Here is a 24178-nt window from a genome sequence, read left to right as displayed (position 1 = left end):
TGAAGTGCTGGAAGATCTTGCGCGACTATCGCCGCGCCGCCAGCACACTCAACGACACCGTGTCCGGCATCGCGCACCTGCACAACATCTTCCTCGCAGACTGACCGCAACAACAGTCCCACCAACCACAAGATCAGTTACGAGACATCCCTTAGGGTGACGGTTCAGGTGGAAGAGGTGGAATCGGTCGGAAGCGAGCGCGCGGTATGCATCGTTCGCTGGAGGGTGTTACATCCAAGGGTACGATATTCGATTTCATCCAAAATGGCGATGAACTGAGCCGGGTTTCAATTCGCGTTGAATCGCTATGGAAATGCGGAAAGGAGCTTGAGATTATAGACTCCGTTCACGCTGCCCGGTTGTTTCTTGCAGGTTCGGGATCGGAAAGGATCAAACTTTCGGCAATCTTGACTGGTGATGCAAGTAGTACTCAGGAGACCTGATCGCCCAGGACGTCGAGGAGTGATGGGCTGCGGCGTGCTCCATGCTCGGTGAGGTGCCATTCCGCGGGGGCGCGGTGGACGTTGGCTCTGCGAAACCCAAGGGATTATGGCCGTAACGCTCGCCAACGACCTGCGTTTTCGCAGGTCAGCACACCGCTGACCCCAGGAGGGCTCATGATCCCCTGGCTGTCGGTTCGAGCCCGACCCGGCCCACTCCTCAAGCCTACTTATGCCCTCTGGCCTGCGTAAACGCGGTCATTAGTTGATCTTCACAGGACTCTTGGCGAGGTGTCAACAGCTAGCGCAGCGCTGGGAACCCAAGGGATTGTCCGAGTGCGACTGATCTCATGACCGTCGCTGAGGCGCCGGAGGAGGTGCTGGGCCCCGAGGGCACCGGAGGCGCGGGCGAGGCGTTGAGCGTTGCTTCTGTGCCGCGCTCCGCAGGAGGCTTCTGTGCGGTCGAATCGGGCCACGATGGGTCGGCCCACTTGTTTCAGCTTTGATGGAAAGATGGCCGCGTTGTTCTCGGAAGAAGATTTCGTCGACGTGTTGTTCGCGGGGGCGGATTCGGATCGCAGTCGAATCTTCGGTTGAGCGCCGGCCGGTGTCGATGAGTGCCCCTGGGTCTCAGGTCGACCTGTCCGGACTTCAGGATCGCATCTTGTCTTCGATTTCGGCTTGCTTCAACAGCGTTGCATATGGTTCTTGCTTGTCGGCGTCGGATGCCTCGGTCATGGACACCGACCAAGGGGCCAGGCAAGGTGGTACGTGCTCCGGATCGGGGCGCAGCAGCCGGGAAGTCCGGTCCCTGGTTTCCTTGGCTTGCTTCTCTGTGGCACAGACGGTTAGCCGAATTTCCCACATCTTCCGGTCTTCAGGCAGCTTCCGCCATTCAAAACAGTTCGGGAAGGGACGGATACCTCGCCGCTGCCCTGAAAATTACCAGATGCGCCTTCGCGTCGCAGTGGCTTTTGTAGTGCCCGATTCGGGCGATCTGGCATTGAACGGCGGCGTACCAGATCTTCAGAATTCCGGACAATACGACGGAGTCGGTTCATGGTCGGTCCCTTTGATGTCGGTGGCGTGGAACGACGACCACGTTCGCATGGTGGGTTGCCGAATTCTGCTGCCGGCAGTGTCATCGGCAGTCCGCTGTCAGTCGTCGCCGAGCACCTGTTTGCGGCCATTGAGCCCCTAACCGGATGTGGATTCCCTGGCTGAGCGCAATAGCGCGCCGTAGCCGTCGCCCAAGGTCGGTGGGACCGGGCGGGCGCCCGGAGGGGAACCGAGCCGACGATGCGGTATTCGGTTCCTTCGGCGGTGTTCGCCGTGTTCACCACGGTGAAATCACCGGCCGGCTGTGCTGTGGAGACCGCGGCATCAAAGCACTCCTTCTGCAGGCCCGCAACGACGAAAACGTCGCCGACCAGGTCGCCTCGCGCAACGACGCCTTCGCCCGGCTCGCCGCCCCCGACCTAAGCGCCATGGGCTGGCACCCCGCGGCGCCGGCCGCGCGCCTCCTCATCGCGATGGCTGCCGAGACCGCGCTGGTCGAACTCCCGCGTGGCCGCGCCGACGCCGCGAGCCGTCGCGCGCTGTGGCAGCTGCTCGACCGCGCCGACCTCACCGGCACCTGAGTCCGGTGCGGCCGTCGCACGGGGTCAGTTGCGCTCGAGGGCCAGCTTCCCCGCGAGGGCGAGCATGACGGTGCCGGAGCTCGCGTCGACGGCCTGGCGGGCGCGACGCCGGCGGGCCAGCACCCCGCCGATGCGACCGGCGAAGAGGCCGACGGTGCCGTCGACAACCATCTCGAAGACCAAGAAGATCAGGCCCAGCACGAGAAACTGGAGCCAGACGTGTCCCAGGCTCCGGTCGACGAACTGGGGCAGGAACGCCACCGAGAACGTCACCATCTTGGGGTTGACCAAATTGGTGAGCGCGCCGCGAAGATAAGCGCGGTGGCCGCTGATGGACCCCGTCGCGCCGGCGGGCACGACCGAGAGCGGGTCGGGCCGCCAGGCACTGCGCAGGGCCTGGAAGCCGAGATAACCGAGGTATGCCGCGCCGGCGAGCCGCAGCACGGTGAAGACGGTCGGCGCGGCGGCGAACAGGGCCGAAAGCCCGGCCGCGGCGGCGGTGATGTGGACGACCTCGCTGGAGGCGACCCCCAGTGCCGCCATCAGTCCTGCTCGGGGTCCGCCCCGTACTCCGGAAGCCAGAACGAACATCATGTCGGGCCCCGGGGCGATCATCGCCAGGAAGGTGGCGACCAGGTACAGGACAAGGAGATGGCCGTTCATGGATTCATCCAACCACGGGAACCGAAGCGCCAGCCACGGAAATTCGATCATCGGCTCGCGATCGAGCAACGTGACGAAGGCTGTCCGGTTCGCTCGATGGAGACCCTGGAACCAGGGTGCCGGAGTCCGATGTGGACATTGTCGTCCGGCGCGATGAGGTCGAGCATGTAGTGCGGCGCCGAAACACATGCCGAGCCTGAACAGAGCGAACTTCGTCGGCAGCCCGCAGCAGCGGTTCGACCGGCAGGACCTGAACTCCGCTGAGACGCCACGGGCGTGGTCGACCTTCTGCCCGCGACCTGATCCGGACCTCGGCCGGACCGACAGCGCGGGTCTGACACGCGTCGGCGCACGAGCGGGGTGACTCCCGGCTCCTCCGTCGGCACCGCTCTGGTCTCTTTACCAGCCCCCATCCCACCTATATGTTGTTGCCCGCAACATATACGCCGTGGTGGGTAACGGAACGTGGCCAGTCCGCTCGGGGAGCGGCGGGCCTGTCTCGCCGCCGGGCGTTCCGCCGCGAGGAGGTGCCGTTTCGATGAAGATGCACGGCGAGGCCGCGAGAGCCGGCAGAGCGAGGCTTCGCGCCTCGCGCCGCGGGCGGGCGTGGGGGCGTGTCCGCTCGGGTGGGCTCCGGGGCAGGGCGGGCTTCCTGCTGGCGGCCGGTGGTCTGCTGCTGGGCTTGGTGACGGTGCCGGCCTCGGCCGCCCCTGCCCCCGTGCCCGGGCCGGGCGGCGGCGGGAGCGACGGCTGGGTGCTGAGCACGAGTGACACGGCGAAGAACTACTCCCCGACGTTCGTCGGCAACGGCTACCTCGCCGCACGGGTGCCCGCGGCGGGCCAGGGGTACAGCACCACGCCCATCGTCACCCAGTCGCAGCTCGCCGGCTTCTACGGCGCGCCCTCGGCGGGGCAGGAGGAGCGGGCGAGCCTGCCGGCCTGGACCACGCTCGGGTTCGGCCGCGGCGGCGACGTCTACGGGATCGAGGGCTGGTCCTGCGGGTTCGGCCAGTTGTGCCCGGCCGCGTACGGGACGGTTTCCGGGGGCGCGTTCCTCGAATCCTCCCACCCCGGCTCGATCGTCGGGAGCTACTTGGCCGGCCTGAACAGCAACGACACCCCGACGGTCGGTGGCGGCGGCGTCATCCCGATCCGGGACGCGCCGGCCGGCCCGGCGACGCTGGCCGTGCGGTACGGCAACGGCAGCGGCAGCCCGCAGACCATCCACATCGGCGTGAACGGCACGTTCCGGCAACTGTCCGTGCCCAGCCTGGCCGGCTGGGACGACTGGGCGGTGGTGACTGTGCCGGTGACGTTGACCGCCGGCGCGAACACGCTCGAGGTCACCGTCGCCGAGGGGGACACCGCGCGGGTGAACGTCGACTACCTCGCGCTGTCCCCGGACGGCGCGCAGCCACCGACGCAGATCGCCCCGGCCACGGTCGGCACCACCACGAAGTACCGGCAGTCGCTGGACCTGCGCACCGGTGTGCTGACCACGTCGTTCGACTGGACCTCGCCCGCGGGGGACACGACCAGCTTCGCCTACGAGGTCAACGCCAACCGCGCGGACGGCCACCTGGGCACGGTGAGCGTGCAGGCCGTTCCGCACTGGAGCGGAACGGCGACCGTCGTCGACGAGTTCGACGGCCGGGGCCTGGACCACGCCTCGACGACGGACCCGCGCGTGGACGGCAAGACCGCGACACTGTCGCAGACCGTCGTGAGCAACGGGAACCTGGTCACCGCCGGGCTGAACTCGGTTCTGCGTGTCGGCGGGAAGACGGTGCGGACCCAGGCGATCGCCGACCCGGGTGACGGCGGTGCCGGACAGCGAGCGACGTTCCCGGTCCGCGCCGGAGAGCCGTTGCAGATCACCAAGTACGTCGGCGTCGCCTCCAGCGTCGACACCGACCGGCCGCTCGCCGCCGCGACTCCGCAGCAAGCCGCCGCGAAGACCTCGGCCCACGCCGCCGCGGACGGCTATCAGCGGGCTCTGGCACGCAACCGCGACGCCTGGTCGCACCTGTGGCAGTCGAGCATCTCGATCCCCGGTGACCCCACCATGACCGCGCAGGTCCACGCGTCGATGTTCTACCTGCTCGCGAGCGTGCGCGCCGGCGTCGTCTGGAGCGCCAGCCCGGGCGGTCTGTCCTCGGACGGCTACAGCGGTCACGTGTTCTGGGACACGGAGACGTGGATGTACCCGGCACTGCTCGCCCAGTACCCCGACATCGCCGCCGACGCGAACACCTACCGGCAGCAGCGCCTGCCGGCGGCCCGGGCCGCGGCTGCGGCACTGTCCACTCCGGACCACCCGATCAAGGGCGCGAAGTTCCCGTGGCAGAGCGCGCTGACCGGCAAGGAGACAACCCCGGACTGGTCCCCCGACGGCAAGCAGGAAATCCACATCGATTCCGACATCGCCCTGGCGCAGTGGCAGTACTACGAAGCGTCCGGTGACAAGACCTGGCTGCGGGACAAGGCCTGGCCCGTGCTGCAGGGCATCGCCGACTACTGGGCCACGCGTGCCGTCCCCGACCCGGCCGGCGGTTACGCCATCAGGGACGTCAAAGGCCCGGACGAGTACCACGACAACGTCGACAACAGCGTGACCACCAACGCCGGAGCGCAAGCCTCGCTGCGCATCGCGATCCGCGCCGCGGGCATCCTCGGCCGGGCCGCCGATCCGGCCTGGCGCAAGGTCGCCGACGGCCTGAAGATCCCGGTCGACACCACGGCGAACATCCACCCCGAGTTCGACGGGTACTCCGGGCAGACGATCAAACAGGCCGACGTCACGCTGTTGCAGTACCCGCTGGCGGTGCCGATGTCGCCCGGCCTCGCCCAGCACGACCTCGACTACTACCAGCAGCGCACGGACCTCAACGGCCCGTCCATGACGGACGCGATCGCCACGATCGCCGGCGCCGCCCTCGGGTCACCCGGCTGTGACGTCTACACATCCCTGCGCAAGAGCGCGGACCCGTACCTGGCGGCGCCGTTCGACCAGTGGTACGAGACCCGCACCGGCGGAGCGTTCGACTTCACCACCGGCCAGGGTGGTTATCTGCAGGAGTTCCTCTACGGGTTCACGGGGCTGCGCTGGGGAACCGACGCCGTCACCGTCGATCCCTTCCTGCCGCCGCAACTGCCGGGTGTCGACCTCACCGGGATCAAGTGGCACGGCCGCTCGTTCGACCTGTCCGTCGGCGCGCGAACGACGAAACTGACCCTGCGCTCCGGTCCGCCGCTCCCGGTCCGAGTCGGCAGCGGCAGCGACGACGTGCGCCAGGTCAGGCCCGGGGCCGTGCTGCAGGTGCCCACCAGGCACCCGGCAGGCGACGCCACGGACTGCGGCTCCTGACCAGCACCCTCGGCCGGACTCCCCAGGGACTCCGGCCGAGGGCGCGGCAGCCTGGACCCTCGGCCGGCTGCGCCACGAGCCGCCCGGCGTTCCGTCCCCGGGCACCGGGCCCGGTCAGCCCTGGGCCGACAGCTCTGTCAGCGAGTACCCGGCGATCTCCTTGTAGCTGGTGAGGATCGCTTCCAGCTCCTGGGGGTCGACGACGTTCTCCAGCCGGTCGAAGGGGCGGTCGCCGGTGCGTTCGTAGACCTCGCGCAGGATCGCGTCGGGTGGGGTGGTGCGGTTGGCGCGGACGACCGCGGCGGTGGCCGGGATGCGGTCGGCCTCGTAGGCGGCCAGAGCGGCGACCACGTCGCTGGTCCCGGCGAGCTCGGCGGCCAGCTTGCGGGCGTCCAAAATGGACTGGCCCGCGCCGTTGGAACCCCTGGGGACCATGGGGTGTGCCGCGTCGCCGAGGAGGGTGACGCGGCCGGTGCCCCACCAGGACAGCGGTTCCTGGTCGACCATCGGGTATTCCAGGATCGTCGTGGACGAGGACAGCAGGGCCGGCACGTCCAGCCAGTCGAAGTGCCAGTCGGCGAAGGCGGGCAGGAAGTCCTCCAGCCGGCCGGTGCGGTTCCAGTCGCGGTCGGCGTGCTGGGGCGTCTCGATCTCCACCACCCAGTTGACGAGCTGGCGGCCCTCGGCGTCGACGCGGTCGCGGATCGGGTAGACGACGAGCTTTCCGGTGGCGAGCCAGCCGGCGCGGATCATGCTGGCGCCGCCGAGGATCGCGGGCCACGGGGTGACCCCGCGCCACATGTTGTAGCCGGAGTACACCGGGGTGCTCTGGTCCGGGTGCAGTTGCCGGCGGACGACGGAGTTCACGCCGTCGCAGCCCACGACGACGGCGCCGCGCACGCTGCCCTGCTCGAACTCCGCCGTGGCCCCGGTGGCGTCCTGGGAGACCGCCACGCAGCGCCGGCCGGTGAGCAGCCGGTCGGGGCCGAGCCGGTCGCGGACCGCGCGCACCAGGATGTCGTGCAGGTCGCCGCGGTGGATCGAGAACTGCGGCCAGGGGTAGCCCGCGGTCCGGCCGGTCGGCTCGGTGTAGATGCGCTGGCCGAACCGGTTGAAGTAGAGCGAGCTCTCGGTCTCGATCGCGACGGCGGACAGCTCGTCCGCCAGGCCGAGCCGGGTCAGTTCCCGGGTGGCGTGCGGCAGCAGGTTGATCCCGACACCGACGGCCGAGAGCTCGTCGACCGCTTCGTGGACCGTGCAGTCGACGCCGGCGGCGTGCAGTTCGAGGGCCAGGGTAAGGCCGCCGATGCCTCCACCGATGATGACGACTTCCGACATCAGTGCTCCATTTCTTCTCTGGGTGCCGCCGGGACGGCCCGGCGGGGTGCTTGGTGACGAACGAGCACGAAGGACGTACTGACCACGGCGAGCACGGCGGCCACGGCGACCGCGACGAACAGCACGGCGCTGCCGCCGAACGCGCTCAGCAGCGCGCCGCCGATCGACGGGCCGAGGATGCCGCCGACCCGGCCGAAGCCGAGCATCGCGCCTTCGCCGGTCGCGCGGGCCTGGACCGGGTAGGTGGCCGCGCAGATGTTGTTGAGCAGGAACTGGCCACCGATGATGAACAGCCCCGCGAACCCGATCGCGACGATGTTCACCGCCGTCGAGCCGCCGACGGCGACGACGAGCGTGGCCACCGCGCCCAGGCCGCACCAGAGCATCAAGCTGCGCCGGGCGCCGAGGTAGCGATCGGCGACGAGGCCGCCGAGCAGGGCGCCGACGATGGACATCCCTTGCAGCACGGCGCCGAAGGTGTAGCCGGTCGCGAAGGTCTCGCCGCGCGCGATCATCAGCTGCGGGGTCCAGGTGGACAACCCGTAGACGCCGAAGAGCAACAGGAACGACGACACCCACAGCGCCACGGTTCGCGTCCGGAAGCGGGGCGCGAGCACGAGCCGCCAGTCCCGGGGTTGCCGGTCGACCGACAGCCCGTGTTCGCGGTAGGACGGGGCGCGGTCCGGCCGCAGTCGCGACAGCAGACGCACGGCCTGCTCCTGTTTTCCGCCGGCCACCAGGAATTCCACTGATTCGGGGAACACGGCGAGGTAGATCACGCCCAGTACCGCGGCGGCACCGCCCACGTAGAACAGCGATTCCCAGTGCCCGCCTTCGGTGAGCGCGACGCCGAGGACCGCGGCCAGCACGCCGCCGAGGGCGAAGCCGGTGCCGCCGAGCACGGTGAGCCGGTTGTGCACGCGCTCGGGCAGATATTCGTTCACGTATGCCGTGCCCAGCGGCAGCAGCACGCCCAGGCCCAGCCCGGTCACCGCGCGCAGCGTGACGAAGGCCGGGAACGTGGTGCCGAAGAGGCCGGTCAGCACGCTGAACACCCCGGCGATCAGCAGGCCGGCGATCAGGGTGGGACGGCGGCCGATCCGGTCGGCGACGACGCCGTGGACCAGCGAGCCGACGGCGAACCCGATCAACGCGGACGAGACCAGGAAACCGGTTGCCCCACCGGACAAATGCCAGGGCTTCACCACGAAGTGGATCATGTACGACGGGATGAAGGTGTCGTATCCGTCGAACAGGGTCGCCAGGGCGACGAGCAGAACCAGCAACCAGTGGAAGGGCCGGAGTGGAGCGGTCCGCAGTTCCGTGCGGATGTCGATGGTGGCGGCGGGCAAGACGACCTCCTCCTTGAGGGCTGTGCCTGGACTTTAAGTTCGCGCGACCACCCATCGGAATCTGCGGGTTGTAGAATTCTGCTATGCGGGACGAGTCGGGATACCTGGTCGAGTCGGCCGACAACGTGCTTCGGCTGCTGGAACTGCTGGCCCAGCGCGGGCGGCTTCGGGTGAGCGAGGCTTCGGACGAGCTGGGTGTCGCCCGGTCCACCGCACACCGGTTGCTGATCACGTTGCGCCACCGCGGGTTCGCGGTGCAGGACTCGCACAAGGTGTACCGGCCGGGGCCGGCGTTCGAGCGGATGGTGCGGCCCGGTCCCTCGCCGCTGGATCTGCGCGCGGCGCTGCACATCCACCTGGCGGAGCTGAGTCAGGGACTGGGGGAGACCTGCCACCTGATGGTGCTGGAGGGCAACGGCACCCGGTTCCTCGACTGCGTGGAGAGCACCCAGATCCTCCGGGTCGGGGCGCGGACCGGGATGCTACTGCCCGCACACGTCACCTCGGGCGGCAAGGCGTTGCTGGCCGAGCTGTCCAAGGAGCAGTTCACCGCGCTGTACCCGCGGGACCTGCCCGCCCTGCCGGGCAGCGGCACCGTCAACCGGGCAGCCCTGTTGCAGCAGCTGACCGGGATCCGCCGCCGCGGGTACGCGACCAACTACGGCGAGAGTGACCGCGGCATCGTGGCGATCGGTGCCTGCGTGCGGGACGGCAGCGGGCGGGCGCTCGCGGCGTTCGCCGTCGCGTTGCCCAGCCCACGGTGCCCGCGGTCCCGGATCCCGGAACTCGCCAAGGCGATCGAGGAACACTGCCGGCGGGCCTCGGCGGATCTGTGACGCGTCACCGGGCCCGTGCGGTCAGCGCCTCCCGGACGTCGCCGCAGGTCCGGAGCAGGTGTGCGGCCATCGCCTCCGGGCCGGCCGAGGCGAACCGCGCCGTGGGCACGGCGATCGCCAGCGCGGCCGGCTGACCGTCGATGACCCCGATCGACGCGCCGATCGCCGTGACGCCGGCTTCGCTTTCGTCCTGGTTGAGGCCGAAGTGGTTGCGGCGCACCGCGGCGAGCTCCCGGTGCAGCGCTTTGACGTCGTGAATCTTCTCGCCGGGCCAAGGGGGCAGTCCCGCGGCGTGCAGTGCGGTGACGTCCGCCGGGTCGAGGTCGGCCAGCATCGCTTTGCCGCCGGACGTGCAGTACGCGGGCATTCGCGCGCCGGTCCGCAGGCCGACCCGCAGCGGGTGGTGACTCTCGATGCCGTCGACGAACCGGATGTCTGCCGCGGCGCGGACCATGAGGTGCACGGTCTCGCCGACGTCCGCGTGCAGGCGCTCGAGGTACGGCCGAACCCGGTCGGCCAGGGGCGGCGCCCAGCCGGGGGTGGCCAGTGCGAGCAGCTCCGGGCCGGGCCGGTACTGCCGCTTGTCGCCGCGCACCGCGAACCCGCGGTCGCACAGCGTCGACAGCAGCCGGTGCGCGGTCGAGGGCGCCACGCCCAGTTCCCGGCTCGCCTCGGTCACGGTGACGTGGCCGTGCTGGGACAGCAGGGTCAGCAGCGTCAACGCCCGGTCGACGGCTTCGATTCGGTACGCTCCGGAATTCTGCTCCACAGAAAAACCATACGTCGCCTTTGCGTTGTCCGGAAGACTCTGCCTACGCTCCGGGAAGACCGGCCGTACGCCGCCGAACACCAGAGGAGCGCGCATGTCACCGGAGACGGAGCAGGTGGTCGGCCGTGGCCCGGCCGCGAACGAGATGACCGGCGGGGACAGTCCGGAGCTGGCCGAGCTGTACCGGGACTTCGAGTCCGAGCACCTCATTCCACTGTGGACGCAGATCGACGACCTCATGCCGATGCACCCGAAACCGAAGGCCGTGCCGCACGTGTGGCGGTGGTCGACGCTCTACCCCTTGGCACAGCGCGCCGGGGACCTGGTGCCGGTCGGGCGTGGCGGTGAGCGCCGCGCCATCGCGCTGGCCAATCCCGGCCTGCCCGGTCTCGCCTACGCGAGCCCGACGCTGTGGGCGGCGATCCAGTACCTCGGCCCGAAGGAGGTGGCGCCCGAGCACCGGCACTCCCAGAACGCGTTCCGCTTCGTCGTGGAGGGCGAGGGCGTGTGGACGGTCGTGGACGGTGACCCGGTGCGCATGTCCCGCGGCGATTTCCTGCTCACGCCCGGCTGGCGCTTTCACGGCCACCACAACGAAACCGATCAGCCGATGGCCTGGATCGACGGCCTGGACATCCCGTTCGGCCACTACGCCGACGTCGGCTTCTTCGAGTTCGGCGCGGATCGGGTCACCGACGACGCGACGCCGAACTTCTCCCGCAGCGAGCGGTTGTGGGGGCATCCGGGCCTGCGTCCCCTCTCCGGGCTCCAGGACACGGTGTCCTCGCCGATCGCCGCGTACCGCTGGGAACACACCGACGCGGCTCTGACCGAGCAGCTCCTGCTCGAGGACGAGGGCCAGCCCGCGACCGCCGGGCCGGGCCACGCCGCGGTGCGGTACGTCAACCCGACCACCGGCGGCGACGTCATGCCGACGATCCGGGCCGAGTTCCACCGGTTGCGAGCGGGCGTCGAGACCAGGGCGCGGCGCGAGGTCGGCTCCAGTGTGTTCCAGGTTTTCGAAGGCCGCGGCGAGGTGGTCCTGGCCGGCGTCGAACACCGGCTGGACAAGGGCGACCTGTTCGTCGTGCCCTCCTGGGTGCCCTGGTCCCTGCGCGCCGAGAGCGCGTTCGACCTCTTCCGCTTCTCGGACGCTCCGATCATGGAGCGCCTGCACTTCCACCGCACCCACGTCGAAGGAGAAGACCGATGAGACTGGCGACGATCCGGCTCGGCGCGACGACCGCCGCCGTGCGGGTTGACGGCACGACGGCGATCGAGACGGGATTCACCGATGTCGGTGCCCTGCTGCGGGAGGGCGGCCTGGACCGGGCCGCGGCCGCGGACGGTGCGCGGCACGACTTCGCCGCCGCGGATCTCGCGCCGGTCGTGCCGCGGCCCGGCAAGATCGTGTGCGTGGGGCTGAACTACCGCAACCACATCCTCGAGATGGGCCGCGAGCTCCCGGATTTCCCCACGTTGTTCGCCAAGTACCCCGAAGCTCTGGTCGGGCCGCGCGACGAGATCCTGCTGCCGCCGGAATCCGACCGGGTCGACTGGGAAGGTGAGCTCGCCGTCGTCATCGGCACGAGCGTGCGCCGGGCCTCGGCGGACGAAGCGGTGGCGGCCATCGCCGGGTACTCGGTGCTCAACGACGTCACCATGCGCGATTACCAGTACCGCACGGCCCAGTGGTTCCAGGGCAAGACGTGGGAGAACAGCACGCCGCTCGGGCCCGTGCTCGCGACACCGGACGAGCTTCCGGCCGGTGCCCGGCTCGTCACGTCCGTGGACGGCGAGGAGCTGCAGCGGACTCCGCTCGACGACCTCGTGTTCGACGCTGTGGAACTCGTCCGCTACATCTCCACGATCGTCACCTTGCAGCCGGGTGACGTCATCGCCACCGGCACCCCCGGCGGCGTGGGGCACGCGCGCAAGCCCCAGCGTTACCTGGCGCCAGGCCAGACGCTGACCACGCGCATCGACGGGATCGGCGAGCTGGTCAACGTCGCGGTGGCGGAAAAGGTGAGCGGCGGGCCGGAACGAGCCGCGGCCGGCGCATGAGCGTCACCACGGAGGACGCGGCGCGCGCGGCCCTGCGGGAACGGCAGGGGCCCGGCGCCCGCTACGACTCGCCCCACGCGCCCGCTCGTGAACTGCTCTGGGCCCGGCGGGGCACGGCGTACTTCGCGCGCAAGCTCGGTGAGCTGTCCGACGCCGAGCTCGACGAACCCAGCCTGCTGCCGGGCTGGTCCCGCCGGCACGTGCTCGCCCACGTCGGCTACAACGCCCGGGCCCTGACCCGGTTGCTGACCTGGGCGCGGACCGGTGCCGAGACCCCGATGTACGCCTCGGCGGAGCAACGGCAGGCGGAGATCGACTCGGGGGCAACGCTGCCGGCCCGTGCGTTGCGGAGCCTGGTCGCCCACGCCGCCGCGCATCTGGACACCGAGTGGCGCGACCTGCCGGACACCTCCTGGGACGCGGAGGTCCGCACCGCGCTGGGCCGGCTGGTGCCCGTCCGGGAGACGGCGTGGATGCGCACCCGTGAGGTGTGGGTGCACGCCCTCGACCTGGCCAACGGCGCGACCACCCGGGAGTTCCCCGGCGATCTGCTCGGCGAGCTGCTCGCCGACGTGCTGCGGGGGTGGCGACGGCGGCAGGAGCCGGTGCACCTGGTGCTCGCCCCCACGGGCCGGGCGCCGGTGGTCCTGGGGGAGGGCGGCACGACCGTTTCGGGCGATCTGCCGGATCTCGTGCGCTGGGTGACCGGCCGCGGAACCACCGGTGTGGCCGCGGAAAGTGGCGAGTTTCCGGCGCTTCCGCGCTGGTTCTGACGACGTCCTGCGCGCGAGGAACGACGGCTCCGGCTCGGAGTGGGTTCTTCCGTGCCGGTCTACTGTGGACTTGGTGGGATCTTTTCCTCTTCGAGGTGGGCCACCTCCGAAGTGAATCGTGCCGTCCCGCACAGAAGAATTGTGGGACGGCAAGATTCCGGGATCGGACGGCTTCAGCCTACCGTCGATCCAAAAGGAGTGAGGCGTGTACAACGACTATCCCAAACCCCACGAGGACTTGCGAGAGCTGGTCGACCGGATCGACAAGCTCGGCCAGCTCGTCCGGGTCCCGGAGGCCGATCCGGACCTGGAGCTGGGCACGTTGATCGAGCTGGTCGCCCATCGCGGCGGCGAGGGCGCTCCGGCGCTGCTGTTCGAGAAGCTCACCGGCGACGGCAAAGGCTTTCGCGTGCTCTCCGGGGCGACCAACTCCGCGCAGCGGCTGGCGCTGACGATGGGCTTCCCGCGGCCGGACCACCCGTTGGACGCGGTGAACTCCTACCGGGAACGGATGCAGACCCACAAGCCGATTCCGCCGTCCGAAGTGGACAGCGGCCCGGTGCTGGAGAACGTCCTGCGCGAGGGTGAGATCGACCTGACGGCGATCCCGGCGCCGCGGCTGCACGAGCTCGACGGCGGGCGCTACCTCGGCACCGACGACCTGGTCGTCATGCAGGATCCCGACGACGGCTGGGTCAACATCGGCACCTACCGGTCGATGGTCCAGGGCCCGGATCGGACCGGGCTGTGGATCTCGCCGGGCAAGCAGGGCCGGCAGATCCGGGAGAAGTACTTCGCCCAGGGCAAGCCCTGCCCGGTGCTGATCTCGTGCGGCCACGACCCGTTGCTGTTCCTCGCTTCCGGCAACGAGTTGCGCTGGGGACTGTCCGAATACGACTACGCGGGCGGACACCGGGGCGCCCCGATCGAAGTGGTCCGTTCCGAACTGTACGGGCTGCCGATGCCCGCCGCCGCGGAGTTCGTGATCGAAGGTGAGCTGCATCCCGGCGAGACGGCGCCCGAGGGACCGTTCGGCGAGTTCACCGGCTACTACGCCGGTGGCCGCAGCGAGCAGCCCGTGGTCCGCGTTCGCCGGGTCTACCACCGGGACAACCCGATCCTCACGGTCGCGTCGCCGATCCGCCCGCCGTCGAACTTCTCCTACAGCAAGTGCGTGATGAAGGCCGGCATGGTGTGGGACGAGATCGAGCGGGCGGGCCTGTCCGGGGTCCAGGGGGTGTGGTGTCACGAGGCCGGCGCGGCCCGGATGTTCACCGTCGTCTCGATCAAGCAGGCCTACGCGGGACACGCGAAGCAAGCCGCGCTGCTCGCCGCCTCGTGCCAGTCCAGCTCGTACCTGGGCCGCTTCGTCGTTGTCGTCGATGACGACATCGACCCCACCAACACCTTCGACGTGCTGTGGGCCATGTCCACGCGCTGCGATCCGGCTCAGGACATCGACCTGATCCGCGGCACGTGGAGCGGCCCGCTCGATCCGCGCCTCGACCGCGCGACCACCACGAACTCGCGCGCGCTGATCACCGCGGTCCGCCCGTTCGGCCGCGATTTCCCCGCGGTCGCGGAGGCCTCACCCGAGCTGCGCGACCGCGTCGCGGCCAAGTTCGCCGAGCTGCTCGACCGGCTGCCCACTTCCTGATCCTGGGACCGACGCTGAAAGGACAGCGGAGATGAGTTCCTCGACCTACGAACAGGACGGCGCCAGCGTGGTCGCCGTTCCGAAGTCAAGACCTGATGCGAAACTCGGCTTCGCGACGTTGTTCGCGGCCTGCCTGGCCGTGTGCGTCGCCGAGATCACCATCGCGATGCCGACCGTCCTCAACGGACTCTTCCAGAGCCGGCTGCACGCCGACGGCAGCGAGATCGCGTGGATCACCGACGCCTCCCTGCTCCCGGTCACCGCGCTCGCCCTCACGTTCGGCGTGCTGGGCGACAAGTTCGGCCGCAAACGGCTCCTGGTGCTGGGGGCCGTGGCGCTCATCGCCGGGCACCTCGTCACGACCACCGCCGCCGGAACGGCCCAGCTGTGGACCGGCAGGGCGATCGCCGGACTCGGTGCGGCCGCCCTGTTCCCCACCTCGCTGGCCATGGTCGCCATCGGGACCCGCACCGGCCACGAACGAGCGCGGGGTGTCACGCTGTGGGCGGCATCGCTGGCCGCGGGGGCCGCACTGGCCCCGGTGATCTCGGGCATCTCCGCCGACAACGGATCCTGGAAGTGGGCCTTCGTCGTCGTGATCGTGCTGTCCGCGCTGAGCGGCGTCGTGAGCCTGTTCGCGGCGGACTCGCGCGCTCCCGAAGGCCGGTCGCTCGACTGGCCGGGCCAGATCACGATCGCGATCGGGTTGTTCGCGCTGCTGTACGCGGTCATCCAAGGCGGTACGGACGGCTGGGGCAGCACGGCCGTGGTGGTGGCGTTCGTGATCGCCGCGGTGTTCCTCGCGCTGTTCGTGGTCGTCGAGCTGCGTTCGCCAGCCCCCTTGCTGCGGCTCGACGTGTTCCGCAACCGGGCGTTCACGGTGTCGGCTTTCGTGACCGTGGTCGGCATGTTCAGCTTCGTGGCCACGGCCTACAGCACCAGCATCCGGCTCGGTCCGGTCCAGCACCAGAGCCCGCTGCTCGCCGCGGCCGCGTTCGTGGTCCTCAACGGGGTGACGCTCGTGGTCGCCCCGCTGACCTCCCGGCTGATCGAGCACGTCAGCCCGCGCTGGATCCTCAGCGGCGGATTGCTGCTGACCGGCGTCGGCGATCTCTGGGCGTCGACGGTGCCCATCACGGACCGAAGCCTGGGCTCGCTGGTGGGGCCCCTGCTGGCGGTCGGGCTGGGGTTCGCGCTGACGGTGACGTCGATCAGCGCGGTGGCGGTCAACACCGTGCCGGTGCGGCTCGCGGGCATGGCGAGCGGGGCGACCAGCCTGCTGCGCGACTTCGGCTTCACCCTGGGCCCGGCCGTGATCAGCGCGGTGGCGCTGAGCCGGGCGGCGGGGGACTTCACCACCTCGCTCGCGGCCAGCGCGCTGCCCGAGCACGCCAAAGCGGCCGCCGCGGCCGTGGCGAAGGCGGGCGGTCCGCTCGCGGTGAACTCGGCCCCGCCGACGGCGCCCCAAGCCGCGGCGGTTCGGCTCGCCGTGGACGCCCTCGGGCACGGCTACTCGCTGGGCTACCTCATCAGCGGTATCGCGGCCGTCGTCGCCGCGGTGCTCGCCGCGGCGACCCTGGGCCGCACGGTCAAGCCGGCGGAGGAACCGGGGGCGTAGGCACCCGTCGGCAGTGACCCGTTCTTGCCGTATCCCGCCGTGACCCGTGGCGGGGTCCCGCCACCCGGCGGGACCCCGCCACGGTCGCGAGATCGGTACCCCCCCGGAGACACGCACCAGCGGCGGTCACGGCCGAAACAGGGTGCGCAGCGCCGTGAGGGTCTCGGCGGGGCGCTCTTCGGCGAGGTAGTGCCCGCAGTCGAGAGCGTGGCCGTCGGCGGTGGGGGACCAGGCGCGCCACGTCGGGAGCACGGCGGGCTCCCGGCCCAGCGGGCCGTGGCGGCCCCAGAGAACGAGGGTGGGGCAGGTGATGAAGCGCCGGCCTCGGTCGGCCTCGTCGTCGGCGATGTCCACGGTGGCGCCGGCCCGGTAGTCCTGGCACAGGGCGTGCACCACGTCGCGCCGGTGGTAGGCGGCGCGGTACGCGGCGAGTGCTTCGGGAGCGAAGAGGTGCTCGCTTCCGCGCAGGAAGAAGGCGTCGGGGTCGGCGGCGATGAGGCGTTCGGGCAGATCGCCCGGCTGGGCCAGGAAAAACCAGTGCCAGGCCGAGCGGGCGAACGCCGCGTCGACGCGGGCGAAGACGTCGGCGGTCGGCAGGATGTCCAGCACGGCGAGCGCGGTGACGGTGGCCGGGTGGTCCAGGGCGAGCCGGTACGCGCAGCGGGCGCCGCGGTCGTGGCCGGCCACCGCGAAGCGGGCGAACCCGAGGGCGGCCATCACGGCCACCACCTCGGCCGCCATCGCCCGTTTCCCGAAGGCCGCGACGCCGGCGCCGGCTGGGGCGACGCTGTCGCCGTATCCGGGCAGGTCCGCCAGGACGACGGTGTGGTCCCGCGCGAGCGCCGGCGCGACCAGGTGCCACATCGCGGACGTCTGCGGATAACCGTGCAGCAGCACCACGGGCGGACCCGAGCCCGCGATGCGGACGTGGACCCGGCCACCCGAGGGCGTGGAGACGGAGCGGTCCGCGAAACCTTCGAGGATCACGCGCCGAACGAGTACCAGGCGCCGGCGTTGCCGGCCACGACCCGCTCCCGTTCGCCGTCGGTCAGCGCCGCCAGCAGCCGCTGCCCGCCGGTGCCGTGGTCGTGCGGGTGATCGCTCGCGTACATCAGCATCGTGCCCGCGTCGAAGAGGTCGAGCGCCTGCCTGACCTGGACCGGGTCCTGCGGCAGGTGCGCCGGCGCCGTGGTGAGCCGCAGGTGCCGCCGCGCGACCTCCGAAGGTTTTCCGGTCAGCCACGGCACTTCGCGCCAGACGCCCTTCCAGTCCTTGTCGAACCGCCACAGCAGGGCCGGCAGCCACGAGAACCCGCATTCCAGCAAGGTCACCCGCAGCTCGGGCAGGTCGGCGAAGGCGCCTTGGGTGATCAGGCTGGTGATCTGCGCCTGCACGAGGATCTGGGAGTTGGCGAGGTAGTCCTCGAGGTAGGTGTGGGTGAGCCCGCTCGGGGTCGGCGCCTGGCCGATCCGCCCCCACGCGTGCAGGCCGACGACGAGACCGTGCTCGGCGGCGGCGCGAAGCAGCGGGCGGTGGCGGGTGTTGCCCCACGGAGCGTCGGTGCGCACCGGGAGCAGCACCTGCACGATCTGCGGGTGGCTGCCGAGGCGTTCGATCTCGGCGACCGCGGCCGCGGGGTCGAGGGTCGGCACGACCATGCTCGCCCGCAGCCGGTCGTCGCGGCTCAGCCACTTCTCGACGAGCCAGTCGTTGACCGCGCGGGTGAGCGCCGCCTCGTAGTACGGGTTGCGGTTGCAGTGGAACGACGTGGTGCAGTTCAGCACGGCGAGCCTGAGCGACTCCGCGTCCAGCACCGCGGAGCGCACCTGCTCGACCTCGGTCGCGGGCAGGAGACCCGCGGCCCGCGCGGCGGGCGTGGCACTGGTGGGTGCGAGCGGCGGGTACGCCCCGCCCTGCGACGGGGAGAGCGACTGCCCACCGTCCACGAGGTACTCGCGCCAGTACTGGTCGAGGAACGGGGCCAGCTCGGCCAGCGACGCCGGCGCGCAGTGCACGTCGGTGTCGACGGCGCCGGTGCCGATCGTGGTCTCTTCGGACGACACGGACGACAGGCTCATCGCGTCCCCTCCGAAGCTCGCGCCGGCAACCCGTACAGCCGGCAGGCGTTGGCCCCCATGATCTGTTCCCGTGCGCCGGACGGGAACAGCCGCGGCGCCAGCCGCGGGGAGTCGAAGTCCCAGTGCGGGTAGTCCGAGGCGAACATGATCCGATCGGTCATCCCGACGTGCTCCAGTGCGGTGGTGAGGTGGCGCGGGTCGTCCGGCTCTTCGATGGGCTGCGTGGTGAACCAGAGGTGCTCGCGCAGGTACTCCGAAGGCGGCTTGCGCAGGTGCGGCACATCGGCGCGCAGCCGCGGCCACGCCTCGTCGAGCGCCCACATCAGCGGCGCGGCCCAGACGATCCCGCCCTCCACGCAGATCACCTGCAGCGACGGGAAATCCTCGAACACGCCTTCGCACAGCAGGTTCGTGACCAGCGCCGCCATCATGTTGCCGTTCCACACGTGCTCTTCGAGGTAGAACGACGGCCACCCGGCGCCGCGGTGCTGCTCGATCCCGCCGGTGTGCGCCGCGACCGGGAGACCCGCCTCCACCGCGGCGCGGTAGATCGGCCAGTAGCGGCGCGAGCCGAACCCGGTCTCGCCACCGGTGGGCAGGAGCACCTGCACGAACCGCGGGTCGCCGGCGCGCCGCGCGATCTCGTCGGCGGCGAGGTCGGGCGACTCGGTCGGGATGGCGATCGAGCTGCGCAGCCGCGGTTCGGGCGCGAGCCACTCCTCGGCCAGCCAGTCGTTGAGCGCGCCGCAGAGGGCCGCGGAGTACCGCGGTTCCTCGGCGCCGAAGGTGTGTCCCTGCAAGGGGATCAGGACTCCGTGGTCGACGCCGAACTCGTCGAGCAGCTGCGCCTGCGTGGTACCCAGGTCGCTGCCGGGGATGCCGCCCGCCTCGGGCCACGAGTCGAGCCGGAAGCCGGCGTTGCGCACGCGCGGGTAGAACTCCGGCGGGTTCGGCACCCGGCCGCCGAACAGCTCCCAGCGTTCCCGGTGCGCTCCGCTCAACCGGGCCCGGATGTCCGCGGCCGGTGCACTCGGGTGGATGTCGGTGTCGACGATCGTGTACCCGGCCCGCGCGGCCGCGGCGCCGGGCGACGACGTACCGCTGGGCAGTGTGCTGGTCATGACGCACCTCCGACTGGGCCCGGCCTGGCCGCCGGGTGTGGGCTGGTCTCGACCACCACGTAGGCGTCCTCGACGCGGACGGGGTAGGTCTCGGTGACGTACGGGCCGGGCCGGCGCCCGCCCTTCGCGCCGGGCTCCGGAGCCGAGACCTGATCGGGCGCGACGGTGCCCGCCTCGACGTGAGGCTGCACGGACACCGTGTACGTGCGGGCCGGCGGCTCGCCGGGGCCGAGGAACGACTGGCCGGTCTCGAGGTCGTACTCCCAGCCGTGCCACGGGCAGGCGACCAGGGCCTCCTCCTCGGCCATCGCGTACTCGCCCGGCCCGGCGGAGCTGACCCACGGCTTCGTGCGGCCGAGGCACAGCGGCCCGCCCATGTGCGGACAGTGGTTGTTGATCGCGTAGAAGCGGTCACCGACCCGGAACACGCCGATCGACCTGCGCCCCGCCTGCACGATCCGGCGTTCGCCCGGCGGGAACTCGTCGAGCCGCGAAACGACTATCTTCACGGTTCGGACTGTAAGCAGCCGCCTCGGCAGGCGGAAGCAGAAAGTCGGGATACGCGACATCAACGCCGTGAATACGCACTCGTTCGGCTTATTCGCACGAGCGGCGTGACTGTCCTCAAAGGACGGTCTCGATCAGTGGTACCGCGACAAAAGACGTAGGCCGGATGAGCCGTCGCGGCCGTGCCCGCCACGCCGTTCTCTGCTTTCCTCGGTGGGACGTGCGGTCCGGTTCGTCCGGTGTGCCGCACGGGCCGAACCGCCCGCGAGGAGTACGGATCCATGGCCGAACCAGCACCGTCGACGCGTCCGTCGAAGAAGACCCTCATCGCCGCGAGCCTCGTCGGCACGTCGATCGAGTGGTACGACTACTACATTTTCGGGACCGCGGCGGCACTGGCGTTCGGATCGGTGTTCTACCCGAAATTCTCCTCCACCGCGGGCACGCTCGCGGCCTTGGCGACGTTCGCGGTCGGCTTCGTCGCCCGCCCGCTCGGCGGCGCGGTGATCGGGCACTTCGGCGACCGGATCGGGCGCCGGTCGATGCTCGTGCTCACCCTGCTGCTGACCGGCGGCACGACCACGCTCATCGGCGTCCTGCCGACCTACGCCGCGATCGGCGTCGGCGCTCCGCTGCTGCTCGTGCTCCTGCGGGTGCTCCAGGGCTTCGGGGTCGGCGGGGAATGGGGCGGCGCGGTCCTCATCGCCTCGGAGCACGCCACCCCGCGCCGCCGCGCGGTCTACGGCAGCTTCGCGCAGTTCGGCGTGCCGGTCGGGGTGCTCACGTCGAATCTCGCCTTCCTGGCCGTGTCCGGCCTGTCCGACGACGACTTCCTGGCCTGGGGCTGGCGGATCCCGTTCCTGCTCAGCGTCGTCCTCGTCGTGGGCGGGCTGCTGGTGCGCAGCCGGCTGCAGGACGCACCGGAGTTCACGAAGGCCAAGCGGGAGCGGGCCACGAACCGGGCGCCGCTCGCCGAGCTGGTCCGCCGGCAGCCGGTGACGCTGGTCCTGGCGAGCCTGGCCTCGATCGCTCCGCCCGCGATCGGCTATACCGTGACCGTCTACATGCTCACCTACGGGACGACCGTGGTCGGGTTCGACCGGACCACCCTGCTCTGGCTGATCCTGGCCTCGACGGCGATCTGGATCGGCGCGATCGTGCTGGCCGCCCTCGCGAGCGACCGGTTCGGCTCCCGGCGGGTGTACGTGCTGGGCGCGGTGACCGCCGTGCTGTGGCCGGTGCCGATGTTCTTGCTGGTGGACACCGGCGCCGCGGGTCCGGCGTTCCTCTCCTTCGCCGTCGCCGCGCTCGTTCAGGGCATCATGGCCGGGGCCCAGGGCGGGCTGTTCACGGAGATCTTCGACGTGCGAGTGCGCTACAGCGGGATTTCGATCGCCTACCAGCTCGGCGGGATGGTCGGCGGCGCCGTCACGCCGCTCGTCGCGACCGCGCTGTTCGGGGCGAGCGGATCGTCGACCGCCGTCGCGCTCTACGTCGCCGCGCTGTCGCTGGTGAGCCTGGTGGCCGCGGTCGGGCTGAGCGTCCGGCGGGCGGCCCTGACGGAAGACCGGTCCGCCGCCTCGGTGCGGCCATCGGCGTGATTTCCGCTGCGGCACCCCATAATGGGGCCATGCCAGGGCAACGGAGTCCGAGCGGAACCAGGCCGGAATTGTCGCCGGAAGCCCTGCACGCCCTTGTTTCGGTGTCCGCCGACGGGCTCGCCGTGCTCGACGCCGCGGGGTGTTTCGCTGCCCTCAACGACTCGGCCGCGGCCCTGCTCGGTTCGGCCCCGGCCGACCTGATCGGCGAGCCGGCGCCGTTCGCGCCCGGCCCCGTGGCGCCCGGCCCCGTGGCGCCCGGCTCGGTGAAGCCCGCCGCGGTGGCGCCGGACGGCGGCCGGCAGACCGTGCGCTGGCCGGTGCCGGGCGGACGGGTCCTGGATCTGGAGTACCGGCTGTCGCCGTTGTCCGGCGGCGGGCAGGCGGTCTGGTTCAGCGACCGCACGGATGTCCGGCGCCAGCAGGAGCGGCTCACCGCGATCGCGCGAGCCGCGTCCAGCGTGGCCGGGGCGTTCTCGCTGCGGGCCACCCTCGACGCGGTGGCCCGCGAGATGGTGATGACGGCCAACATCGTCGCCGTGCAGATCCTGGCGCTCGACGATCCGGCGGCCGACCTGCGCATCCTCGGCATGGCGGGGTTCGGTCCGGCCGAGGATTTCGTCGACCGCCTCAGCGCGTGCCGGCGGCTCGGGGCGCACGTGCGCTTCTTCGATGCGTTCGTCGGCGGCGAGCCGGTGGTGCAGACGCACCGCAAGGCCGCGATCATGGCCGACCCGGCGTGGGAGCCGCTGCACGAGATCATGAACCGGCCGGACTGGGACGGCTTCGTCGCGATGCCCATGGTGGTCCGCGCCCGCACCGTCGGCGTGATCAACGCCTACTACCGCGCCGGGGAGGATCCGGGCGCCGGCTCGCTCGCGTTCCTGCAGGCGATGGCCGACCACGCCGCCGTCGCGATCGACACGGCGTCGTTGCTGGCCCAGACCCGCACGCGGGCGCAGTCGGACGAACGCCGCCGGCTGGCCCGCGATCTGCACGACTCGGTGGTCCAGCAGCTCTTCTCGATGCGCATGCAGGCCAAGGCACTGCGCCGCCGGCTCGACGGTCGCGACGCCGAGCTCGAGCACATCCGCCCGATCGCCGAGGAGCTCGCCGAGCTGTCCGCCGGCGCGCTCACCGACCTGCGGCTGCTGGTGTTCGAGCTGCGTCCGCTGGACCTCGCCGAACACGGCCTCGTGGCCGCCGTTCGCGCGCACGCCGAGAGTGTGCGCGTGCGGACCGGGCTGGTCATCGACGTGGTCGCGGCCGACGAGCTGCGGATGACCGGCGCGCTCGACGTGCAGGAGGACCTGTACCGGATCGTCTGCGAGGCGGTGCACAACGTCGTGAAGCACGCCCGAGCGTCAACCGTCGAGGTCGGTCTCCGCGCCGAGGCCGGCGACCTCGTCGTGCGGATCCGGGACGACGGCGCCGGCGGCGACGAGCCCCTCGGCAGCCGCGAGCAGCTGGGCCTGGTGTCCATGCGCGAGCGCACCGAGCGCTGGGGCGGGCGGTTCACGGCGGGGCCGGGCCCCGGCGGGGGCTGGACGGTGCGGGCGGCGGTGCCGCTGCGGCGGGTGTGGGAAGAGGCAGGCGGATGAGCCCCGAAGTGATCCGGATCGTGCTCGTCGACGACCACGTGGTGGTGCGGCGCGGGCTGCGGGCGTTCGTCGAGATCGAGCCGGCCCTCGAAGTCGTCGGCGAGGCGGGGGACGGGGAGCAGGCGATCGAGCTGCTGCGCGAGTGGCGGACGCTGGAGCGGCCACTGCCCCATGTGGTGCTGATGGACCTGCAGATGCCCCGGATGGACGGCGCGGACGCGACCAGGCGGATCCTCGCGGAGTACCCGGAGGTGAAGGTCGTGGTCCTGACGAGCTTCGGCGAGGCCGAACGCGTGCACACCGCGCTCGCCGCCGGAGCCGCGGGCTACCTGCTCAAGGACGCCGAGCCCGAGGAGGTCGCCACGGCCATCCACGCCGCCGCGGCCGGTGAGGTCCACCTCGACTCGGCCGTGGCCAAGCAGCTCACCCGGCGGATGGCCGCGCCGCGGGTCGGACTGTCGGCGCTGACCGCGCGTGAGCGGGAGATCCTGGTGCTCGTGGCGCGGGGCTTCGCCAACCGCGACATCGCGGACACGCTGGTGATCAGCGAGCGCACCGCGCGCACGCACGTCAGCAACGTGCTGAGCAAGCTGCAGCTCTCGTCCCGCACGCAGGCGGCGCTGCTGGCGATCCGGGAGGGACTGACTCCGCCGCCCGGGTGACCTCGGGCACCGGGATTTCCGCGCTGAGACGGGATTCCTCGTCGCGACGGAGGGCTTCCCGGGCGCTGGGGAAGCCCTCCGTCGTCCACGGTTT

19 protein-coding genes are annotated in these 24178 nt (G+C 70.9%); 11 read left to right on the top strand and 8 right to left on the bottom strand.

The genetic code is table 11. The features are described 5' to 3' along the window. The first annotated feature begins 1927 nt into the window (after nt 1-1927). A complete protein-coding gene (locus AB0K15_RS37200) occupies nt 1928-2080 on the top strand; it encodes a hypothetical protein (protein WP_364061681.1) in 153 nt (50 codons plus the stop codon). A gap of 24 nt (nt 2081-2104) precedes the next feature. On the opposite strand, the gene AB0K15_RS37195 is transcribed toward AB0K15_RS37200, so the two are convergent. Further along, nucleotides 2105-2812: a LysE family translocator gene (locus AB0K15_RS37195; RefSeq protein ID WP_364061678.1), complete on the bottom strand. Its 708-nt coding sequence runs from the start codon at nt 2810-2812 to the stop codon at nt 2105-2107. A 469-nt stretch (nt 2813-3281) separates the two neighbouring features. Between AB0K15_RS37195 and AB0K15_RS37190 the strand changes: the two genes are divergently transcribed. Then, nucleotides 3282-6110, top strand: coding sequence for a glycosyl hydrolase family 65 protein (locus AB0K15_RS37190; RefSeq protein WP_364061675.1), 2829 nt, complete (start codon nt 3282-3284; stop codon nt 6108-6110). A gap of 114 nt (nt 6111-6224) precedes the next feature. Here the strand turns inward: AB0K15_RS37190 and AB0K15_RS37185 are convergent, their stop codons facing one another. Both AB0K15_RS37185 and AB0K15_RS37180 read right to left on the bottom strand, forming a co-directional pair. Beyond that, nucleotides 6225-7448: a flavin-dependent oxidoreductase gene (locus AB0K15_RS37185; protein WP_364061672.1), complete on the bottom strand. Its 1224-nt coding sequence runs from the start codon at nt 7446-7448 to the stop codon at nt 6225-6227. Further along, nucleotides 7448-8800 carry an MFS transporter gene (locus tag AB0K15_RS37180; RefSeq protein WP_364061669.1) on the bottom strand — a complete coding sequence of 451 codons (1353 nt, stop codon included), beginning with the start codon at nt 8798-8800 and terminating at the stop codon, nt 7448-7450. The genes AB0K15_RS37185 and AB0K15_RS37180 overlap by 1 nt, the downstream gene beginning before the upstream one ends. An 83-nt stretch (nt 8801-8883) precedes the next feature. On the opposite strand from AB0K15_RS37180, the gene AB0K15_RS37175 reads away from it, so the two are divergent. Further along, nucleotides 8884-9636: an IclR family transcriptional regulator gene (locus tag AB0K15_RS37175; protein WP_364061666.1), complete on the top strand. Its 753-nt coding sequence runs from the start codon at nt 8884-8886 to the stop codon at nt 9634-9636. 4 nt (nt 9637-9640) lie between these two features. On the opposite strand, the gene AB0K15_RS37170 is transcribed toward AB0K15_RS37175, so the two are convergent. Next, the gene (locus tag AB0K15_RS37170) at nt 9641-10405 is read right to left on the bottom strand and encodes an IclR family transcriptional regulator (protein ID WP_364061663.1); all 765 of its coding nucleotides are present in this window, start codon (nt 10403-10405) and stop codon (nt 9641-9643) included. A gap of 145 nt (nt 10406-10550) precedes the next feature. Between AB0K15_RS37170 and AB0K15_RS37165 the strand changes: the two genes are divergently transcribed. From AB0K15_RS37165 to AB0K15_RS37145, 5 genes are all read left to right on the top strand, one after another. Then, entirely contained in the window at nt 10551-11618 is a 1068-nt protein-coding gene (locus AB0K15_RS37165; RefSeq protein ID WP_364061687.1) for a cupin domain-containing protein, read from the top strand. Beyond that, nucleotides 11615-12469 (top strand): fumarylacetoacetate hydrolase family protein, encoded by an 855-nt coding sequence (locus AB0K15_RS37160; protein ID WP_364061660.1) that lies wholly within the window; start codon nt 11615-11617, stop codon nt 12467-12469. The genes AB0K15_RS37165 and AB0K15_RS37160 overlap by 4 nt, the downstream gene beginning before the upstream one ends. Beyond that, complete coding sequence (locus tag AB0K15_RS37155) at nt 12466-13242, top strand: maleylpyruvate isomerase family mycothiol-dependent enzyme (RefSeq protein WP_364061657.1); 777 nt, start codon at nt 12466-12468, stop codon at nt 13240-13242. Before AB0K15_RS37160 ends, AB0K15_RS37155 begins: the two co-directional genes overlap by 4 nt. 205 nt (nt 13243-13447) lie before the next feature. Then, nucleotides 13448-14899: a UbiD family decarboxylase gene (locus tag AB0K15_RS37150; protein WP_364061654.1), complete on the top strand. Its 1452-nt coding sequence runs from the start codon at nt 13448-13450 to the stop codon at nt 14897-14899. Nucleotides 14900-14930: 31 nt separating this feature from the next. After that, on the top strand, nt 14931-16517 hold the full coding sequence (locus AB0K15_RS37145) for an MFS transporter (protein WP_364061651.1): 1587 nt from the start codon (nt 14931-14933) through the stop codon (nt 16515-16517). A 126-nt stretch (nt 16518-16643) separates the two neighbouring features. Here the strand turns inward: AB0K15_RS37145 and AB0K15_RS37140 are convergent, their stop codons facing one another. The 4 genes from AB0K15_RS37140 to AB0K15_RS37125 are packed head-to-tail and all read right to left on the bottom strand — an operon-like array spanning nt 16644 to nt 20225. Continuing rightward, nucleotides 16644-17504 (bottom strand): alpha/beta hydrolase, encoded by an 861-nt coding sequence (locus tag AB0K15_RS37140; RefSeq protein WP_364061648.1) that lies wholly within the window; start codon nt 17502-17504, stop codon nt 16644-16646. Continuing rightward, nucleotides 17501-18595, bottom strand: coding sequence for an amidohydrolase family protein (locus tag AB0K15_RS37135; protein WP_364061645.1), 1095 nt, complete (start codon nt 18593-18595; stop codon nt 17501-17503). Before AB0K15_RS37135 ends, AB0K15_RS37140 begins: the two co-directional genes overlap by 4 nt. Next, a complete protein-coding gene (locus tag AB0K15_RS37130) occupies nt 18592-19716 on the bottom strand; it encodes an amidohydrolase family protein (RefSeq protein WP_364061642.1) in 1125 nt (374 codons plus the stop codon). The genes AB0K15_RS37135 and AB0K15_RS37130 overlap by 4 nt, the downstream gene beginning before the upstream one ends. After that, nucleotides 19713-20225 (bottom strand): Rieske 2Fe-2S domain-containing protein, encoded by a 513-nt coding sequence (locus AB0K15_RS37125; protein ID WP_364061639.1) that lies wholly within the window; start codon nt 20223-20225, stop codon nt 19713-19715. The genes AB0K15_RS37130 and AB0K15_RS37125 overlap by 4 nt, the downstream gene beginning before the upstream one ends. Before the next feature lie 279 nt (nt 20226-20504). On the opposite strand from AB0K15_RS37125, the gene AB0K15_RS37120 reads away from it, so the two are divergent. The 3 genes from AB0K15_RS37120 (at nt 20505) to AB0K15_RS37110 (ending at nt 24084) form a co-directional block, all read left to right on the top strand. Beyond that, nucleotides 20505-21824 (top strand): MFS transporter, encoded by a 1320-nt coding sequence (locus AB0K15_RS37120; RefSeq protein WP_364061636.1) that lies wholly within the window; start codon nt 20505-20507, stop codon nt 21822-21824. A 68-nt stretch (nt 21825-21892) separates the two neighbouring features. Continuing rightward, nucleotides 21893-23422, top strand: coding sequence for a histidine kinase (locus AB0K15_RS37115; protein ID WP_364061633.1), 1530 nt, complete (start codon nt 21893-21895; stop codon nt 23420-23422). Continuing rightward, the gene (locus AB0K15_RS37110; RefSeq protein WP_364061630.1) at nt 23419-24084 is read left to right on the top strand and encodes a response regulator transcription factor; all 666 of its coding nucleotides are present in this window, start codon (nt 23419-23421) and stop codon (nt 24082-24084) included. The genes AB0K15_RS37115 and AB0K15_RS37110 overlap by 4 nt, the downstream gene beginning before the upstream one ends. Nucleotides 24085-24178: the final 94 nt, after the last annotated feature.

It is taken from the genome of Amycolatopsis sp. NPDC049253, from assembly GCF_040678995.1.
In the GTDB taxonomy this organism is placed as follows: Bacteria; Actinomycetota; Actinomycetes; order Mycobacteriales; family Pseudonocardiaceae; genus Amycolatopsis.
This window is presented reverse-complemented; position numbering and strand designations above follow the sequence as displayed.

Bases quoted from the DNA above. Each gene is read 5' to 3' on its own strand.
- AB0K15_RS37160 (WP_364061660.1), top strand. From the start codon at position 11,615: ATGAGACTGGCGACGATCCGGCTCGGCGCGACGACCGCCGCCGTGCGG.
- AB0K15_RS37190 (WP_364061675.1), top strand. From the start codon at position 3,282: ATGAAGATGCACGGCGAGGCCGCGAGAGCCGGCAGAGCGAGGCTTCGC.
- AB0K15_RS37185 (WP_364061672.1), bottom strand. From the start codon at position 7,448: ATGTCGGAAGTCGTCATCATCGGTGGAGGCATCGGCGGCCTTACCCTG.
- AB0K15_RS37135 (WP_364061645.1), bottom strand. From the start codon at position 18,595: ATGAGCCTGTCGTCCGTGTCGTCCGAAGAGACCACGATCGGCACCGGC.
- AB0K15_RS37200 (WP_364061681.1), top strand. From the start codon at position 1,928: ATGGGCTGGCACCCCGCGGCGCCGGCCGCGCGCCTCCTCATCGCGATG.
- AB0K15_RS37145 (WP_364061651.1), top strand. From the start codon at position 14,931: ATGAGTTCCTCGACCTACGAACAGGACGGCGCCAGCGTGGTCGCCGTT.
- AB0K15_RS37175 (WP_364061666.1), top strand. From the start codon at position 8,884: ATGCGGGACGAGTCGGGATACCTGGTCGAGTCGGCCGACAACGTGCTT.
- AB0K15_RS37110 (WP_364061630.1), top strand. From the start codon at position 23,419: ATGAGCCCCGAAGTGATCCGGATCGTGCTCGTCGACGACCACGTGGTG.
- AB0K15_RS37130 (WP_364061642.1), bottom strand. From the start codon at position 19,716: ATGACCAGCACACTGCCCAGCGGTACGTCGTCGCCCGGCGCCGCGGCC.
- AB0K15_RS37165 (WP_364061687.1), top strand. From the start codon at position 10,551: ATGACCGGCGGGGACAGTCCGGAGCTGGCCGAGCTGTACCGGGACTTC.
- AB0K15_RS37120 (WP_364061636.1), top strand. From the start codon at position 20,505: ATGGCCGAACCAGCACCGTCGACGCGTCCGTCGAAGAAGACCCTCATC.
- AB0K15_RS37155 (WP_364061657.1), top strand. From the start codon at position 12,466: ATGAGCGTCACCACGGAGGACGCGGCGCGCGCGGCCCTGCGGGAACGG.